Annotated in this window: 17 protein-coding genes; 8 read left to right on the top strand and 9 right to left on the bottom strand. The window is 59.1% G+C overall.

The annotated features are described in order from the left end of the window. Positions 1-8: 8 nt before the first annotated feature. The gene (locus GPL81_RS14910; RefSeq protein ID WP_160107368.1) at positions 9-1,115 is read right to left on the bottom strand and encodes a mandelate racemase/muconate lactonizing enzyme family protein; all 1,107 of its coding nucleotides are present in this window, start codon (positions 1,113-1,115) and stop codon (positions 9-11) included. Between the two features lie 262 nt (positions 1,116-1,377). On the opposite strand from GPL81_RS14910, the gene GPL81_RS14905 reads away from it, so the two are divergent. Then, positions 1,378-2,112, top strand: coding sequence for a FadR/GntR family transcriptional regulator (locus tag GPL81_RS14905; protein WP_096510361.1), 735 nt, complete (start codon positions 1,378-1,380; stop codon positions 2,110-2,112). 231 nt (positions 2,113-2,343) lie between these two features. On the opposite strand, the gene GPL81_RS14900 is transcribed toward GPL81_RS14905, so the two are convergent. The 4 genes from GPL81_RS14900 to GPL81_RS14885 form a co-directional block, all read right to left on the bottom strand. After that, positions 2,344-3,342, bottom strand: coding sequence for an NAD(P)H-quinone oxidoreductase (locus GPL81_RS14900; RefSeq protein WP_160107512.1), 999 nt, complete (start codon positions 3,340-3,342; stop codon positions 2,344-2,346). Between the two features lie 210 nt (positions 3,343-3,552). Then, positions 3,553-4,386: a fumarylacetoacetate hydrolase family protein gene (locus GPL81_RS14895; RefSeq protein ID WP_160107367.1), complete on the bottom strand. Its 834-nt coding sequence runs from the start codon at positions 4,384-4,386 to the stop codon at positions 3,553-3,555. Between the two features lie 81 nt (positions 4,387-4,467). Beyond that, positions 4,468-5,304, bottom strand: coding sequence for an enoyl-CoA hydratase/isomerase family protein (locus GPL81_RS14890; protein ID WP_160107366.1), 837 nt, complete (start codon positions 5,302-5,304; stop codon positions 4,468-4,470). Positions 5,305-5,345: 41 nt separating this feature from the next. Beyond that, entirely contained in the window at positions 5,346-6,257 is a 912-nt protein-coding gene (locus GPL81_RS14885; protein WP_160107365.1) for a bile acid:sodium symporter family protein, read from the bottom strand. Between the two features lie 427 nt (positions 6,258-6,684). Between GPL81_RS14885 and GPL81_RS14880 the strand changes: the two genes are divergently transcribed. Next, positions 6,685-7,686 carry an AraC family transcriptional regulator gene (locus GPL81_RS14880; protein ID WP_160107364.1) on the top strand — a complete coding sequence of 334 codons (1,002 nt, stop codon included), beginning with the start codon at positions 6,685-6,687 and terminating at the stop codon, positions 7,684-7,686. A gap of 18 nt (positions 7,687-7,704) precedes the next feature. Here the strand turns inward: GPL81_RS14880 and GPL81_RS14875 are convergent, their stop codons facing one another. From GPL81_RS14875 to GPL81_RS14865, 3 genes are all read right to left on the bottom strand, one after another. Next, entirely contained in the window at positions 7,705-8,124 is a 420-nt protein-coding gene (locus GPL81_RS14875) for a nuclear transport factor 2 family protein (protein WP_160107363.1), read from the bottom strand. A gap of 28 nt (positions 8,125-8,152) precedes the next feature. Beyond that, the gene (locus GPL81_RS14870; protein ID WP_160107362.1) at positions 8,153-8,623 is read right to left on the bottom strand and encodes an ester cyclase; all 471 of its coding nucleotides are present in this window, start codon (positions 8,621-8,623) and stop codon (positions 8,153-8,155) included. A gap of 147 nt (positions 8,624-8,770) precedes the next feature. Continuing rightward, positions 8,771-9,553 carry a sulfite exporter TauE/SafE family protein gene (locus GPL81_RS14865; RefSeq protein WP_160107361.1) on the bottom strand — a complete coding sequence of 261 codons (783 nt, stop codon included), beginning with the start codon at positions 9,551-9,553 and terminating at the stop codon, positions 8,771-8,773. A 72-nt stretch (positions 9,554-9,625) separates the two neighbouring features. On the opposite strand from GPL81_RS14865, the gene pdxR reads away from it, so the two are divergent. Beyond that, positions 9,626-11,122 carry a MocR-like pyridoxine biosynthesis transcription factor PdxR gene (gene pdxR, locus GPL81_RS14860; RefSeq protein ID WP_246218930.1) on the top strand — a complete coding sequence of 499 codons (1,497 nt, stop codon included), beginning with the start codon at positions 9,626-9,628 and terminating at the stop codon, positions 11,120-11,122. A gap of 5 nt (positions 11,123-11,127) precedes the next feature. On the opposite strand, the gene GPL81_RS14855 is transcribed toward pdxR, so the two are convergent. After that, positions 11,128-11,736, bottom strand: a complete 609-nt coding sequence (locus GPL81_RS14855; protein ID WP_246218939.1) for a helix-turn-helix domain-containing protein — start codon at positions 11,734-11,736, stop codon at positions 11,128-11,130. A 248-nt stretch (positions 11,737-11,984) separates the two neighbouring features. Here GPL81_RS14855 and GPL81_RS14850 point away from each other — a divergent pair, with 248 nt between their 5' ends. The 5 genes from GPL81_RS14850 (at position 11,985) to GPL81_RS14830 (ending at position 16,169) form a co-directional block, all read left to right on the top strand. Next, entirely contained in the window at positions 11,985-12,638 is a 654-nt protein-coding gene (locus tag GPL81_RS14850) for a hydrolase (RefSeq protein ID WP_160107358.1), read from the top strand. 67 nt (positions 12,639-12,705) lie between these two features. Beyond that, on the top strand, positions 12,706-13,287 hold the full coding sequence (locus GPL81_RS14845; protein WP_160107357.1) for a putative antibiotic biosynthesis monooxygenase: 582 nt from the start codon (positions 12,706-12,708) through the stop codon (positions 13,285-13,287). Between the two features lie 92 nt (positions 13,288-13,379). Further along, positions 13,380-15,218, top strand: a complete 1,839-nt coding sequence (locus GPL81_RS14840; protein WP_160107356.1) for an amidohydrolase — start codon at positions 13,380-13,382, stop codon at positions 15,216-15,218. Between the two features lie 43 nt (positions 15,219-15,261). Then, positions 15,262-15,726, top strand: a complete 465-nt coding sequence (locus GPL81_RS14835) for a nuclear transport factor 2 family protein (RefSeq protein WP_096510373.1) — start codon at positions 15,262-15,264, stop codon at positions 15,724-15,726. Between the two features lie 11 nt (positions 15,727-15,737). After that, positions 15,738-16,169 (top strand): DoxX family protein, encoded by a 432-nt coding sequence (locus GPL81_RS14830; RefSeq protein WP_160107355.1) that lies wholly within the window; start codon positions 15,738-15,740, stop codon positions 16,167-16,169. Positions 16,170-16,261 lie beyond the last annotated feature (92 nt).

The raw sequence follows: 16,261 nt of genomic DNA, 5'->3' as shown, positions 1-16,261 counted from the left end.
TTATGGGGTTAAGGTGTGAAGCGGTAGTCGCGAATGACGTCCGGGTCCGGCTCGATGCCGAGCCCCGGCCCTTGCGGTACGTCGATGCGTCCGTTACGGGGAATGATCGCGTCGCCATAGAGTTGCGCTTCGAGATCGAAATAACGCCACTCCACCAGTGACTTGGCACCGCCCAGGGCGGCACTTCCATGCACGGCGGCCAGCAGGCCGGGACCGTCATAGAAGGCGTGGACCATCACGGTGACGCCATGGGCGTTCGCCAGTGCATAGACTTTTTGCAGTTCGGTGATGCCACCCATTTTTGCCGGGCTGGGCTGAATGAAATCGACCGCGCCGGCTTCGAGCAGGTGCTGGAAGTCCATCAGCGTCGACGCATTCTCGCCGGCCGCAACCGGAATGCCGCCTTGCCTGCGCACCGTCGACAGGCCCGAATAGTTTTCCGGCGGCCACACCGGCTCTTCGATCCAGCGCAGATTCAGCGGACGAAGTTTCTCGGTCATATCCAGCGCTTCACGCACGGACCACGGGGCGTTGACGTCGAGAGTGATTTCCACGTCGGGGCCGGCGGCTTCGCATGCGGCGCGGATGACTTCGACATCAACCTCATGCAGCTTCAGGTGGCGGAAACCGCTGTTGACTGCGCGTTGCACATTGATGCGGATGAGCTCGGGGTCGGCATAGCGGATCAGGCTTGCATACGCCGCCAGCGAGGTGGCCTCGCTGCCGCCAAGCAGTTGGTAGATCGGTTGGCCGGCCGCTTTGCCAGCGATATCCCACAACGCGATATCAATCGCCGACAAGCCGTAGATGAACGCGCCGCTGCGACCGAAGACGTGAAACTTCTTCTGCAAATCGCCCTGCAATTTCTCGCGGCGCGTGACATCGCTGCCAATCAGCTCGGGCGCAAGGATGGTGTCGATCACGATTTTTACCGCCGGTATCGCGGTGAAACCGAAGGTTTCGCCCCAACCGACAATGCCGTCGTCGGTCGTGATTTTAACCACGAGGGAATCGACCATCTGCAGGTCTTTCGGCCCCCAGACCCCACCGGCCGACTTGCCTCCAGTGGTGAACGGAATCCGCAGCGCAATGGTTTCAATACTGGCAATTTTCATAAGACGTCGCCTCAAGCGGGTTGCACGGTGTCGCGGCGATTTTCGGATTTCGCCTGCGCCAGGTTGAGGACAACGTATATGACATCCTGTTGTTCATCAACTGAACAACTGGTGCTTTTCTTCAGGCCTTCGTCTATGCGTTTATCAACATATTGATTTTATTGAATTTAATGATTATGTCGGTTGCAGAACTTCAGTTTTAACTGACGGGAACAAGTCGCCTGATGTAGATTAAGTAGACAAGTGAGAGGGAAGAACGAGCATGAGTGAAATGAATGTGCAACCCGTCGCGCGGCGACCTCACCTTGCCGAGCACATCGCCCGCTCGTTGAGCGACGAGATTGCCTCCGGACGACTGCGACCGGGCGATCGTTTGCCCACCGAACAGTTTCTCGCGCAAAACTTCGGCGTCAGCAGGAACGTCGTACGGGAAGGCATCGCGACGCTTCGAGCGCAGGGGCTGATCCAGTCGCGCCAGGGCGTGGGTGTGTTCGTTTCGGCCGCGAGCCAATCGCCGGAGCCTTTGGCACCCCGCGAGAGTGCGCCGTTGCTGGACGGCGACAATACGATCCGCAACATGTTCGAAGTGCGGGCCGTACTGGAAAGCCAGGCCGCCGCGCTGACGGCGTCGCACATGACGCCCGGCAAGCTGAAAACGATTCAGGCGGCGGTCCTGCGTATGCAATATGAAGGCGAACCGACGCTGGACACGGTCAACGCTGACCTCGACTTTCATCGGGCCGTGGCCGCCGCGTCAGGCAACGATTATCTCGAGACGATGATTCGCACGGTGCTCGAACCGATGCGGGCATTGATCACCATGAACTTCGCGCGGCGAGGCCCGGTGTTCAGCAATATTCCGCACGCGGCGCGCGGGGAGCATGAAGAGTTGGTGCAGGCATTCATCGACCGCAATGCGGCGGCGGCGCGTCAGATCATGGGGCAGCATATCGTCAGCGCAGCATCGCGATTCGGCTACGAGATCAAGTTTTACTAGGGGCGATGGTTGTTTCATTGTTCTACAAGTGACTCAGCGCGCTTGCTCGCGAAAAAGCGCCCAGGCAACGCGGTCATTCAGGCAGGGCGCGTTATCGTTGACGTCCTTCGCGAGCAAGCTCGCTCCTACAGTGTTGATCTCCAGCGAACGCCAATCCTGCGGCCAACGAAGTTCCCTTGTAGGAGCTGGCTTGCCAGCGAAGAGGCCGGCACATTCAGCAGTGCCAGGCTATCAGGCGATGAGCGTGGCGCCTGTCGTCAGGACGATTTTTCCAAAGTGTGTGCCGGAATCGATCAGCTCGTGAGCGCCGCGAGCGTCGGTCAGCGCAAAGGTCTTGTAGATGACCGGCTTGATCTTGCCGCTCTCGATATGAGGCCAGACCTGCTGCTCGAGTTCATGCATGATGGTCGCCTTTTGCGCGGGGGTGCGCGATCGCAAGGTCGAGCCCATATGCGTCAGGCGCTTCATCATCATCGGTACGACGTCGAGGTCCTTCGCCGGGCCCTTGATCACACCCACCTGAAGGATCCGGCCGTCCATGGCGGCGACGTCATAGTTTTTCTGCACATAGTCGCCGGCAATGATGTCGAGGATCACATCGACACCTTTTCCAGCGGTGGCCTGCTTCGTTTCGGTGACGAAATCGGCCTCCAGATAATTGATCGCGAGGTCCGCACCCAGCGCCAGGCTGGCGTCCTGATGCGCCTGCGAGCCGACGGTCGTGATGATTTTCGAAGCGCCAAATGCCTTCGCCAGCATGATCGCCGTGGTGCCGATACCCGACGCGCCGCCATGGATCAACACCGACTCGCCGGCATCCAGCTTGCCGCGCTGGAAAACGTTCAGCCATACCGTCATGAACGTTTCGGGCATGGCCCCCGCTTCCAACAGCGACAGGCCTTTAGGGATGTGCATCGTGTTGCAGGCGTCCGCCACTGCAAATTCTGCGTAACCACCGCCGGGAATCAATGCACACACCCGCTCACCGATCTGGAAGTCGGACACGTTGGAACCCACGGCGACCACCTGACCTGACACTTCCAGCCCGGGAATGTCCGTCACGCCGGCGGGTGGATCGTACAGTCCTTTGCGCTGGAACACGTCCGGACCGTTCACGGCCGCCGCGTGGATGCGGATCAGCACCTGGTCGGCGGCTGGCGTCGGTACCGGGCGCGTCGTCGGCACCAGGACTTCGGGGCCGCCGGGCTGTTTGATTTCAATGGCCGTCATGAGGGCCGGTACGCGATAAATTGGATCAGACAAAGCGATCACTCCTCAAAAAAATGATGCTCGATGGATCCGGGTGGATCATTGAGCGAAGCCCCCCCAAGTCCGTGCAGTATAAATATCGATACTGATGCTTGCGCGCAGCGATATTCATGACGTGTGATGCAAATTTGCATCAACAGGAGGGCGCGATGAATCGGGCTGCCGCTTCCGTTACGCTTCGTCCATCACCGGATTGAGCAGTTTGCCGATACCTTCGATTGACACCTCAACCACGTCGCCGGGCTTGAGGTAGACCTTGGGGGTCATGCCGAAACCGACGCCCGCGGGAGTGCCGCTCACGATGACGTCGCCGGCTTCCAGGGTGAGCGCTTCGCTGAGGGTGGAGATGAGGGTCGCTACATCAAAGATCATGTCTTGGGTATTGACGCACTGAACGACTTTTCCATTGACCCGGGTTTCCAGCAATAGCCCCTTGCCGCCGGCGGGTAGCTCGTCAGCCGTGACCAGGTCCGGTCCGAATGCGCCGGTATCGTCGAAATTCTTGCCGACGGTCCATTGCGGCGATTTGAACTGGTAATCGCGGACCGAGCCGTCGTTGAACAGTGCATAGCCCGCGACGTGATCGAGCGCTTTGTCTTTCGGGATATGGCGGCCCCCGCTCTTCAAGACCACGGCCATCTCGCCTTCGTAGTCCAATGCGTTGGATATTTTTGGACGAATCAGCGGTTTGTTGTGTGCCGTCAGGCTGCTGTTTAAACGTGCAAACAGCGTCGGGTAGTCCGGTTGGGCGTAGGAGGACTCTTTGACATGATCGGCGTAGTTCAAACCGAGGCAGAGGATTTTCCCCGGTTTGCACATCAATGGCAGGTAGTCGTGTTCGCCAATGTCGACAATAGGCCCTGGTGCGTTGGCGCCGTAGGTGGCCAGATTCACACCACGCTCAAGCAGGGACTCCAGCGTTTCTTCGCCCAGCACTTTGACACCCTCGGGGGTGTGTACGCCCAGCACGGCGCGACCTTGATGGTTGAAGTGAACGTATCGCATGGGAGTGAACCTCTATTTGTGGTTGATCAGGAAGGGGGGGGGGCAGGACAAAGCGCTGCCAAATGGCAATCCGCGGTGGCGCTATGGGTACAGTGGGGAAAGTTTCGACATAAAGTTCATCTCAAGCTCACCCTCATAGGTTTCAGCGCCGACCTTCAACGCTTGCGCCACGCGGGCTTGGGTCACGTCGCTTGCGACGCTCAAGTCCGACGCATGGGCTTCCACCAGAAGCCCCTCTGCCAAGGTGCCAAATGCTCCGGTATCCACGGCCGCCTTGGTATGAGCGATGGCATGCGCGGGGAATGAGGCGATACGGTGAGCGAGTTGCTCGACAAAAGGTGTCAGCTCGTCCGCTGGCAATGCTCGATTGATAAAACCGTAGCGTTCTGCCTGCGCTGCTGAAAAATCGTTGCAACCCAACAGCACTTCCAGGGCGCGTCCCCTTCCGACGAGCCGGGGCAACCTTTGCGTACTGCCACCGCCCGGAACGAGCCCGACCGCGACCTCTGGTTGGGAGAAAATCGCTTTGTCCAGGGCCGCAAAGCACATGTCCATGGCCAGCGCGATCTCACTGCCTCCGCCCCGAGCCCGCCCCTCGATTTTTGCGATGGTGACCTTGGGCATGTTCCTGAACCGTTCGCCGATCATCTGTGTAAGGCGAAAACTGCGAGTAGGGGACACCGTTTTGGGAGCGGCTCCAACCCGCCCCAATCCAGAGTGAGCGATAAAGAAATCGGGAAGTTCGCTCTGCAGGACCACGACTCGGACGTTCTCATCGACCTCGAGTTCTTTGCCCAGCTTGTCGAATTCCAGCGAGAGCACTTCATCAAGAAGATTTATCGGCGGGTGATGGATGCTGACGAATGCAACGCCAGCATCAAACCTGAACCGGAAACACTTGTAGTCGGAATATCCCATGGTACGGCCTCCTTTTTTGGTGATCGTTTCGGTAACAAAAACTACCTTTGAGACACGTGGGCCGGGACGTCTGCCTTGATCCTCAGTTCTCTGGCATGGGTTGCATTGACCCACCAACCGAAGATTGCAGCAGTGAAGAACATGAGCACGCTGTAAATGGCTGCCGGAATGGCCATGGTCGGGTTGTTCAGCAATGTCGGACTGAGCGCCAGGGCGATAGCCAGAGCGCCATTGTGAATGCCGATTTCCATGCCGATGGCGACGGCCTGGCGCTGCGGCAACCGGAACAGGCGTGGTACCCAGTAGCCGACGCCGAGGCTGAGCACATTGAACAGCAATGCGGCCATACCGACGACGGGCGCGTAGTCCAATACCGTCTGCCAATCTTTGACTAAGGCGAGCGCTACAGTGGCTATTAGGAATAACGCGGAAATGATCTTCATCGGGCGTTCCATGAGAACGGCGAAACGTGTCGCCAGTTTGCGTACCAGCATGCCCACCGCGACCGGCACCAGGACGATGAAGAACACCTGCACGACTTTGGTAAATTGCAATGGAATGGCCTGACCATCTGCCATGAAGTACATCAGTGCCCCATTGACGAGCAGCGGCATGGTGATAATCGCCACCACCGAATTCACGGCCGTCAGGGTGATGTTCAGTGCGACATCACCCTGAGCCAAGTGGCTGTAGAGGTTGGCACTGGTGCCGCCAGGGGAGGCCGCCAGGAGCATCAGGCCCACGGCCAGTACCGGTGCCAGACCAAACCCCTTGGCAATGAGGAAGCACAAAAGTGGTAGCAGGACTAACTGGCAGACAAGGCCGATCAGGACGGGCTTAGGAAATTTCACCACTCGGGCAAAATCCGCCGAGGTGAGCGACAACCCCAGACCGAGCATGATGAAGCCCAGGGCGATGGGAAGGAATGTAGTCAGTAAGGGCGATGCATTCATTATTGTTGTACTCGCAGCGAGGCAAACCCGGCGGTTGATCGGGATGCAAACGAGTCTAGTGAGGAGGGGAGAAGGACGAAATTCTCCTTGCCAGCCAGACTGCTCGCCTTGCCGGTCAGGTATATGCCTCATGAAACTTCAATATCATTGCTGGGCCAGTACGCCGGCGTCCTTGCATGGGGCGAGAAGGTCGCGCCTGATGTGGACCTATGCAGGAGCGAGCTTGCTCGCGATGGTCGTTAACGATGACGCGTGTTTACTGGCTAAACACGGTGCTCTTGAGTCCATCGCGAGCAAGCTCGCTCCTACATCGTCCTAAGGTGAACATCAGAATGAAACAACGGCGGAGGGTGAGGCCGGTCAATGTTGTCTCGCGTGTGGATGCTGGTGTAAAACGGCTGCGCCTGAATCGAGTGGGAATCTGCAGATGAGTCCGCGTACTACTTCCTCCGGCTGGGCAAGCGCCATTGTCCGCGCCCTGGAAATGGGCGGTGTCGACTGCCGCAGCCTGTTCGAACGTCTTGGGATGGACTATTGCGCGCTGAGTGATCCCGAAGCACGCTTCCCCCAGGATGGCATGACGGGCCTATGGCACCTGGCGGTAGAAGCCTCGGGCAATCCCGTCATTGCCCTGAACCTGGCCCAGGTGGTGCGACCATCCTCCTTCCATGTGGTTGGCTATGCCTTGATGTCCAGCCGCAACTTGCATGAGGGGATATCCAGTCTGGTCCGCTACCAGCGCATCATTGGGGAGAGTGCAGATCTCAGCCTTCACCCTACATCGGACGGCTATGAGTTGACGCTGGCCATTCACGGCGATCGTTTACCTTCCGCCAGGGAAAGTGCAGAGGGGTCGCTGGCCTATATTCTGGCTTTTTGCCGCTGGCTGGCGTGCCGTCCATTGACGCCTCGCCTTGTCAGCTTTACCGGACCTGCGCCGGCTCATCTGACACCCTATCGCGAGGTGTTCCAGGCCCCCCTGAAGTTCAATGCCGGGCACTATGCATTGTTGTTCGACCGCACCGATCTGGATACTCCGCTGCATTCTGCCAACGAAGCCCTGGCGCAATTGCACGAACGCTTCGCCGGCGAATACCTGGCGCGCTTTTCGGATGGCCAGATCACCCATCAGGTGCGCCAGTTGCTCTGTCGTTTGCTGCCCCAGGGGGAGCCCAAACGTGAAGTGGTGGCCCAGGCAATGTTAATGTCCGAGCGTACCTTGCAGCGCCGCCTGCAAGCGGAAGGCACCGGTTTTCATCTACTGCTCGACGGTACTCGCCGAGAGCTGGCCGGCCAGTATTTGATGCAGCCCCAACTCACCCTGCAGGAAATCTCCTATCTGCTGGGCTTCGCCGCGCCAGGCAATTTCTTCCGCGCCTTTCGCCGTTGGTTCAATACCACACCCAATGAATACAGGGCCGGTTTGTAGAGCGAGGACTTTCAATCCCTATGGCTGCGCGGCGGATATCGGTGTATCGAGCGCATGGGCCGCGCGGATGGGGTCGAAGTACTCGCGCAGGAAGACGATCTTGCCATTCTCTACCCGGCAAAAAAGGACGTAGTCCTGGCGATAGATTCGGCCTGTAGGCTTGATCAAGCCTTCTGCCTTGACCTCAGCCACCGCCATGCCGGGATCGGCAAAGGCGTGGATCTTCAGGTCGTGAAAGCGGAAATTTTCGACCGCGCCAACGAACCAGCCCACATGGTTCAGCACTTCCTGACGGCCGTTCAGTCGTTCGGGATGACCCAGACCCGGCGCATAGGGAAGCTCCCACAGCAGATTATCGGCGATCAGTGTCTTCCACTGTTCGTGGTCATCAATAAACGTCTGGAAATGCAGGTGCAGCAACTGCGCAGCGCTACTCATTTTCTTGTCCTCAATTGGCCGGGTGGTTTCAGTGTTGTACAACGCCGAGCTGATGCAACCCAGTCATCCAATCCTCCATGTGCCAGGTGCGCACGATTTTTCCATCCTGGAATTCATGGATATCGGTGGCCATGATGTTGATTCTGCGGTGGGTCGGCGCCACGCCAGCGAAGGTTCCGGTCTGGATGCCAGAGATACGCGAGCGCACGATGACCTTGTTGCCGTCCTGCAAGACTTCCTCAATCTTGATGCTGAAGTCGGAGAACGTGCTGTGCAGGTGCTTGAGCACGGCCTTGGCGCCAGCCGGGCCAGGGACTTGATCGGGGCTTGAGGGAATGTCCAGCCAGTTGTCGCTCAATATTTTGTCGATCAGGCTCGGATCATTCCTGTCGAAGGCGTCGTACCAGCGTTGGACATCCTGCTTGTAACTATTGGGTTGCGCGGCACTGGCGCTGGCGCACATCACCGTAAACAAGAGGATGTAGAGGAGGGTTCTCACGTTTGAGCTCCTGATCGAGCGTGGCAACGTTGCCACGTCGATGAGGAATTTCGCATAGGGGAAGAACGAGTAATAGCCGAATAAAATCGACGCCTATGATCGAGAAAATAGAATAGTCAGGGGTGCGTTGCTCGTGCGATCAGGCTCTCAGGCCATATAACCACTGACCCCATCCCACAGCAGCTTCACGGCCGTAACCACCAGCAATCCATAACAGGCGCGGTACATCTGGCGCTGGTCCAGTCTGGCGTGCAGCCGCCAGCCCAACCAGACACCACTGGGTACGGCGAGCAGACAGATGGCCGTCAGGCTCAATACGTTGCCGGTCGGTTTGGCCAACATCAGCCAGGGCACGGCCTTGAGCAGGTTGCCCACCGTGAAAAACATACTGGTGGTTCCGGCGTAGAGCTGCTTGCTCAGGCCCAGCGGCAGCAGGTAGATCGCCAGCGGTGGTCCGCCCGAGTGCGCGACCATGGTCGTGATGCCCGATGTGAGGCCTGCGGCCACGGCCTTGGGTTTTGAGCGCGGCTGGACCCTGACTTCGCCGCCGGCCTTGAACCAGAGAGCGACAAACGTCAGCGTGACCACGGCCATGACAATGGCGACGGCACGGTGGTCCATCACGCGAAAGAGCAGATAGCCGACGCCGATGCCAACGACCAGCCCGGGCACCAGCAGTTTCAGGTCCACCCTGGACCAGGTGGATGGCTTCCAGTAGCGCAGGCCGAACAGGTCCATGGCGATGAACAACGGCGCGAGCAGGCCGCCGGCCGTGATCGGGTCCATCACCAGCGACAGCAGCGGGATGCCGACAATGGCAAAGCCGCCGCCGAATGCGCCCTTCATGAAACAGATCAGAAAGACCCCGGCGAAGGTGACAAGGAGGGTGGTGATGGTCAGTTCCAAAGTGTCGGCCCTCTGGGGATTCATTCCGGATGGATGCGAGCCCATAATCTCGACCATGACCTGCACAAGAAAAAGTGCCAGTTTCGAGGTTTCTCCATGGGCCAGTTTTCAACCGAATCGAATGTATCCTCCCGCGGTACGGAGCGCCGTATCTATGCCAGGCTGCGGGCGCAGATCGAGGACGGCACGCTCGCCGCAGGCGCGAAACTGGTTTCGACTCGGGCAATGGCGGCCGAGCTAGGCGTGTCGCGCACCACCGTGACGGCGGTCTACGAACAACTCGCCGCCGAGGGCTTTGTCGTGACCTCGGCGGGCAAGGCCGCCCGGGTGGCACAGGGGATGAGTACCCCGTCCGGGGCGGTCAAAGCGGACTCGCCGCAGAGCCGGAAACTGCCGCCCGCACTGTCTTTGTACGGTCAGCGAGTGGCCGCCCTCGAGCCGTACAGCGTCGCTTCGCCACTGGCCCGCATCGACTTCAAGTACGGCTCGGTGGCCTCGCGGGATTTCCCGGCCCTGGGTTGGCAGCGCGCTTACCGCGCCGAACTGGTCAAGCGTCAGACAAACCTCTATTACGGTCAGCCCGAAGGGGAAGCGCGCCTGCGCAGCGCGCTGCAGGGCTACCTGCGCCGCGCCCGCGGCCTGGTGTGCGACGTGGAGCAGATTCTCGTGGTGCATGGTTCGCAGCAGGGGGTGGACCTGTGCGCCCGGCTTCTGCTCGATCCGCACGATGCCTTCGCTTTCGAGGAACCGGGCTACCGCATGGCCCGATACAGCTTCGAGGCCACGGGTGCGACGGCGCTGCCCATAGCGGTCGATACCGCCGGGCTGGATACCCGCCATCTGCCGGACGATGATCGCGTGCGGTTGGCCTATGTGACCCCGTCGCACCAGTTTCCCATGGGCGCCGTGCTGTCCATCGCCCGTCGCCAGGAACTGCTGAGGTGGGCAAGCCGACACCACGCATGGATCATCGAGGACGATTACGGCGGCGAGTTTCGTTATGGCCAGCGGCCCATCGACGCGCTGCAATCGATGGACACCGATGCCCGGGTCATTTATGTCGGCACCTTCTCCAAGGCACTCTCGCCGCAGCTCAGGCTCGGGTATCTGGTGCTGCCCCACGAGCTGGTTCATGTGTTCCGCGAAGCCAAGCGGATGACGGATCGTCACTCGGCGCGCTGGGAGCAAAACGTGCTGGCCTCGTTGATCGAAAGTGGCACCTATGAGCGCCACGTGCGCCGCCTGCGCCGGGAGAACGAGCGGCGACGAAAAGCACTGCTGGAGGCTGTCGAGCAGCATCTGGCAGGGCAGGGGCAACTGGTCGGCATGGCGGCGGGGCTGCATGGCGTGTTGCTGCTGCCGGCACTTCGCGCCGTGGACGAGCTTGCGCTACAGGCGTCCGCTCTCGAGCGCGGGGTTGGCGTTTATCCGCTCGCGCCGCTGTTCGCCGACCCCGGGTCATCGGCGTGCGAGCGCCCAGCAGGGCTCATTCTGGGTTATGCCGGCCTGACGACCCGGGAGATTGATGAAGGGGTCGGTATTCTTGCTGAAGTGATTCGGGACCTGATGGGCGATGGCGTCAGGGGCCGATAGGCTCATCAACCCTCCGGGCCAGGGGAATATCGAAAGCCAGTAGTGAGCTGACGCCAGTAAGAAGGCGAGAACCCCGTACATCGACTGAAGACCCTGGAGAAATGCGAGCTGTCGGAGAATCCGCAATCAATCGCGATATCGGTAATTTTCAGTGAGGGATTCAGGAGCAGCTTCCTGGCTTTGTCCACGCGTAATTGCAGAAGGTACTGATGAGGACTGGAACCGAGACTGAGCTTGAACGCCCGGCTGAAATGGCAGCGAGAGTAGGAGCATTCACGGGCCAGTTTTTCAACGGATACACCATCGACAATGTGCGCGCACAACATTTCCCTGGCACGTCGCTGCTGCCAGGGCGCCAGGCCTCGATCCTTCGCAGACACGGCAACGCTTTTCTGACCCTGCTGGAGGGACAGGTGCGCCTGCATGGCCATCATGACTTGATCGATGAAAAAGCGATTGGCTTCATCCGGCTGGTTGAGCATGGGCATCACCGCAGAGGCCAAGTGAAACATGACCGGGTCAGACGCCTCGATGCTGTACAAATGGATGAGCAAGAATTCATCGATGGACGGTGTGCGGGTAGCGGGGGTGTTTTTTTCGGGTATCGGATGCATGCGCAAGCTTCCTCGAAGTCGGGATACAGGTGCAGGTGCCGGCCGTTTTTGACATCCAGTCTGGTACATGATCCGACAGTTGCAACAAAGGGTGAGGGCCATTCATCCTTTTCGTGGTGCCAGGCTGTCCCGATCCGGGAATCAGCAAATTATCTGCGCACAAACCTTCCAAAATCGCACATCCATACAATCGCCGGCTCCAACACACCCTGAGAATGCACACTCCCAAACGTATTCGGAGAAGTGTCATGGCAACTGCAAAAGCAACACCCGGTAAAGGCTTGTTGGATCCATCCAACCACGCTCTGATCCTGATCGACTTCCAGTCACAGATGTCATTTGCCACTAAATCCATAGACGCGGTCACCCTTCGCAACAACGCTGCATTGATCTCCAAGGCCGCCAGGGAATTTGGTGTTCCGGCCATTCTTACCACGGTCGCTGAAAAGAGCTTTTCAGGCCCCATGTTCGAGGAAATCACCTCGACGTTTGCTGGCCAGGCGCTCATTGATCGCACCAGCATGAACACCTGGGAAGACGAGCGGATCGCCGTGGAAGTGAACAAGATCGGTCGCGATAGAATCGTGCTTGCCGGTCTGTGGACGTCGGTCTGCATCGTCGGCCCTGCGATCTCGGCGCTCGAGCAAGGGTTCGAGGTCTACATCATCTGTGATGCCTGCGGTGACGTTTCGGATGAGGCTCACGAACGCGCCATTACCCGTATGGTCCAGGCAGGCGCACGGCCAATGACTTCGCTTCAGTACCTGCTGGAACTGCAGCGCGACTGGGCCCGAAGCGACACCTACAACGAGACGGTGAAGACCTCCATTGCCCATGGCGGCGCTTATGGTCTGGGCTTGATTTACGCCAAGACGATGTTCAACGCCTCGGAAGGTCACTGATCTGTTTTACGCCTCATCCCGTAGGGGGATGAGGCGCACTCAGGCGTCGGTCACTCGGGAGGTCGCAATGAGCATTTTCGATGCCAATGAAGTGGCCACGTTAGTCGTTCGGCACCGGGCCCGGCAGGGCAGTGAGAACGCCTATGAAGACTGGTTGCGAAAAACAGTCAATACCGCCAAGGGTTATGAAGGGCACTTGGGCGTGGATGTTTTTCGCAGCCATCAGGACGGCGTTCATCTATTCACGAGTGTCCTGCGCTTCTCCTGCACGGAAAAGCTTCAGGCCTGGCTGGACTCCGAGGACCGTCGGTTGCTGGTGGCTGAGGTGCAAGACCTGCTGGCCGATGGTGATCAACTGGAGGTCAGCCAGGGGCGCGAGTTCTGGTTCACGCCCGAGACAGCCCAGGCGTCACCGCCGCCGCGGTGGAAACAGGCTTGCATTACCTTTTTGGTCATCCTTCCGCTGTCATTGATTGTCCCCTTGTGCTGGGGCCTGTTGTTCGCACGGGTTCCGTGGCTGGGAGGGTATGTCCAGAGCAATGTGGTGATTACGCTGACCATCGTCCTGCTGGTGGTGTACGTGTTCATGCCGCCTGTGACCCGTCTGTTCGCACCCTGGCTCAGTGGTGATAAAAGCGGGCGTCCGTGAAACCCGGCACACCGCGAATCGACAGGCGCCGGCCTTGCCGGTGAAGGCGGCAGCAAGCATTGCATCGCAAACGCTGACAATCAGGAGGCACCATGAACGCTGATTTGATCATGATCAATGGCCGCTTTCACACCGTTGATCGCGAGAAACCCACGGCCAGTGCCGTGGCTATCAAAGACGGGAAATTCATCGCGGTTGGCAATGACGAAGACATCATGGCCACGCGCGGCAGCGCCACTCAGGTCATTGACTTGAACAAACGCACAGTGATTCCCGGGCTGAACGATTCCCACCTCCATCTGATCCGGGGTGGCTTGAATTTCAATCTGGAACTGCGTTGGGAAGGCGTGCCTTCGCTGGCGGATGCCCTGCGCATGCTCAAGGTACAAGCCGATCGTACGCCCGCGCCACAGTGGGTGAGGGTGGTGGGCGGCTGGACGGAATTCCAGTTCGCCGAAAAGCGCATGCCGACCCTGGACGAACTGAACAAAGCCGCTCCCGACACGCCGGTGTTCGTCCTGCATTTGTATGATCGTGCGCTGTTGAATCGTGCCGCGTTGAAAGTGGTCGGCTACACCCGCGATACGCCCAATCCACCGGGTGGGGAAATTCAGCGCGATGCCAATGGCGATCCAACCGGTATGCTGATCGCCCGCCCCAATGCGATGATCCTTTACTCGACACTGGCCAAAGGCCCGACATTGCCGCTGGAATATCAGGTCAACTCGACACGCCAGTTCATGCGTGAGCTCAACCGGTTGGGCGTCACGAGCGCCATCGACGCGGGGGGTGGCTTCCAGAATTACCCCGACGATTACAAAGTCATTCGCGAACTGGCCGATAAAGACCAGTTGAGCGTACGCATCGCTTACAACCTGTTCACGCAAAAGCCCAAGCAGGAACTGGCGGACTTCAAGAGCTGGACCAGCCTGGTCAAGCCCGGCGACGGCAACGATTTCTTCCGTCATAACGGTGCCGGTGAAATGCTGGTGTTCTCTGCCGCCGACTTCGAGGACTTCCTCGAGCCACGCCCCGATCTTGCGCCAAGCATGGAGCAGGAACTGGAGCCGGTGGTTCGCCATCTGGTCGAACACCGTTGGCCCTTCCGGCTGCATGCGACTTACAACGAATCCATCACGCGGATGCTCGACGTGTTTGAGAAGGTCGACCGGGACATTCCCTTCAATGGCCTCCCCTGGTTTTTCGATCACGCCGAAACCATCACCCCTGAAAACATCGAGCGCGTCCGGGCGTTGGGTGGCGGCATCGCCATTCAGGACCGGATGGCGTTCCAGGGCGAATATTTTGTCGAGCGTTATGGCAACAAGGCCGCCGAGCACACGCCGCCCATCCAGCGGATGCTCGCCGAAGGCGTACCCGTGGGCGCAGGCACCGACGCGACCCGGGTGTCGAGCTATAACCCGTGGACATCGCTGTACTGGCTGGTCAGTGGAAAAACCGTGGGCGGCATGACGCTGTATCCGCAAGGTCTGTCACGGGATACCGCGTTGCAGCTGTATACCCATGGCAGCGCCTGGTTCTCGTCGGAGCAGGGCAAGAAAGGGCAGATCAAGGTCGGTCAACTGGCTGACGTCGTGGCCTTGAGCGCCGATTTCTTCAGCGTCGAAGACGAAGCGATCAAGTGGATCGAATCGGTGTTGACGGTGGTGGGAGGCAAGGTCGTTTATGGTGCCGGTGAGTTCGACCAATTGGCACCGCCCGCGCTGCCGGTCATGCCGGATTGGTCACCTGTCAGCAAGGTTCCGGGGCACTGGAAGCCCAATGCGATGGCCGCTGTCCGGGCGCACCAGTGCAGTGGTCCTTGTGCCGTTCACTCACACAGTCACGACCGGGCCCGGTTGTCGTCTGTGCCGGTCAATGACTTCAGAGATTTCTGGGGAGCCTTCGGTTGTTCCTGTTTTGCATTCTAGGGACGGGAAACGGACGGGGCGGATTTCAGTGGAGCGAATCATCATGCTGAGCAACATGACGATGAGTGACGAGCATCGCAAATCAGTGATCCTGGACTACTTCAGGGCCTTTGATAACGGCGGTGTCGCCCCGGATGGCCGCCATATCCTGGAGCTGTTTTCCGAAGACGCACAGGTTTACTTCCCCAAATGGGGGATCGCGACCGGGCGTACGCAGATCGCTGAATTGTTTGCGGACTTGAGTGCGCGGCTGATTTCAATCACCCATGACTACGCTCATTTCAACTGGGTTTTTTCCGGAACGGATGTCGTCGTGTGTGAAGGCACAAGCCACGGTGAGCATGTGGATGGCGCGTGGTGCGCCGGCAATCCGGACTGGGCCGCCGGGTATTGGTGTGATGTTTTCGAAGTCCGTGACTGGAAGATCCATCGTTGTTTCATCTATCTCGATCCGGATTACGCAGGGCAGGACTGCTTGCGCTATCCCTGGTTGGCGAAACCGATTTGAGGCCGGCAAACATGTCTACGACTGATATTGAAACGACAACCACCGCCACCGATGTTGCACTGTGCTGGCTGCGCATCACCGGGTGCCTGCTGCTGTTGTCCGTGCATGGCATCCCCAAGCTGCTGCATTTCGACCACGAACTGGGCGTGATCGAAGACCCGTTTGGCTTGGGGAGCTGGTTGACCTTGTCACTGGCGATTTTTGCCGAAGTGCTGTGCCCGGTGTTTATCGTCCTCGGCGTGTTGACACGCCTTGCGACCTTGCCGGTGCTGTTTTTGCTCGCGGTTTCGGTGATCTGGGTGCATCCGGAGTGGAGCCTGGCCGAAGGGCAGTTTGCCTGGCTGTTGCTGATCGTCTTCTCGACGATTTTTGTCGCGGGCCCCGGGCGATTGGCATTGGGTACGGGCTTGGCGCGTCGCTGGCCACTTGTGCGTGAACTGTAGGAGCTGGCTTGCCAGCGAAGACGGCGGCACAGTCAACATCAAAGTCGACTGACAGGCCGCTTTCGCTGCGATGCGGCGGCCCGACAAGCCAG

The organism is Pseudomonas izuensis (assembly GCF_009861505.1).
In the GTDB taxonomy this organism is placed as follows: domain Bacteria; phylum Pseudomonadota; class Gammaproteobacteria; order Pseudomonadales; family Pseudomonadaceae; genus Aquipseudomonas; species Aquipseudomonas izuensis.
This window is presented reverse-complemented; position numbering and strand designations above follow the sequence as displayed.

Excerpts from the sequence above, each read along its gene's own strand:
- GPL81_RS14840 (WP_160107356.1), top strand. The coding sequence starts at position 13,380 with ATGAACGCTGATTTGATCATGATCAATGGCCGCTTTCACACCGTTGAT.
- GPL81_RS14845 (WP_160107357.1), top strand. The coding sequence starts at position 12,706 with ATGAGCATTTTCGATGCCAATGAAGTGGCCACGTTAGTCGTTCGGCAC.
- GPL81_RS14895 (WP_160107367.1), bottom strand. The coding sequence starts at position 4,386 with ATGCGATACGTTCACTTCAACCATCAAGGTCGCGCCGTGCTGGGCGTA.
- GPL81_RS14855 (WP_246218939.1), bottom strand. The coding sequence starts at position 11,736 with ATGCATCCGATACCCGAAAAAAACACCCCCGCTACCCGCACACCGTCC.
- GPL81_RS14910 (WP_160107368.1), bottom strand. The coding sequence starts at position 1,115 with ATGAAAATTGCCAGTATTGAAACCATTGCGCTGCGGATTCCGTTCACC.
- GPL81_RS14905 (WP_096510361.1), top strand. The coding sequence starts at position 1,378 with ATGAGTGAAATGAATGTGCAACCCGTCGCGCGGCGACCTCACCTTGCC.
- GPL81_RS14875 (WP_160107363.1), bottom strand. The coding sequence starts at position 8,124 with ATGAGTAGCGCTGCGCAGTTGCTGCACCTGCATTTCCAGACGTTTATT.
- GPL81_RS14865 (WP_160107361.1), bottom strand. The coding sequence starts at position 9,553 with ATGAATCCCCAGAGGGCCGACACTTTGGAACTGACCATCACCACCCTC.
- GPL81_RS14830 (WP_160107355.1), top strand. The coding sequence starts at position 15,738 with ATGTCTACGACTGATATTGAAACGACAACCACCGCCACCGATGTTGCA.
- GPL81_RS14900 (WP_160107512.1), bottom strand. The coding sequence starts at position 3,342 with ATGACGGCCATTGAAATCAAACAGCCCGGCGGCCCCGAAGTCCTGGTG.
- GPL81_RS14885 (WP_160107365.1), bottom strand. The coding sequence starts at position 6,257 with ATGAATGCATCGCCCTTACTGACTACATTCCTTCCCATCGCCCTGGGC.
- pdxR (WP_246218930.1), top strand. The coding sequence starts at position 9,626 with ATGGGCCAGTTTTCAACCGAATCGAATGTATCCTCCCGCGGTACGGAG.
- GPL81_RS14835 (WP_096510373.1), top strand. The coding sequence starts at position 15,262 with ATGCTGAGCAACATGACGATGAGTGACGAGCATCGCAAATCAGTGATC.
- GPL81_RS14890 (WP_160107366.1), bottom strand. The coding sequence starts at position 5,304 with ATGGGATATTCCGACTACAAGTGTTTCCGGTTCAGGTTTGATGCTGGC.
- GPL81_RS14880 (WP_160107364.1), top strand. The coding sequence starts at position 6,685 with ATGAGTCCGCGTACTACTTCCTCCGGCTGGGCAAGCGCCATTGTCCGC.
- GPL81_RS14850 (WP_160107358.1), top strand. The coding sequence starts at position 11,985 with ATGGCAACTGCAAAAGCAACACCCGGTAAAGGCTTGTTGGATCCATCC.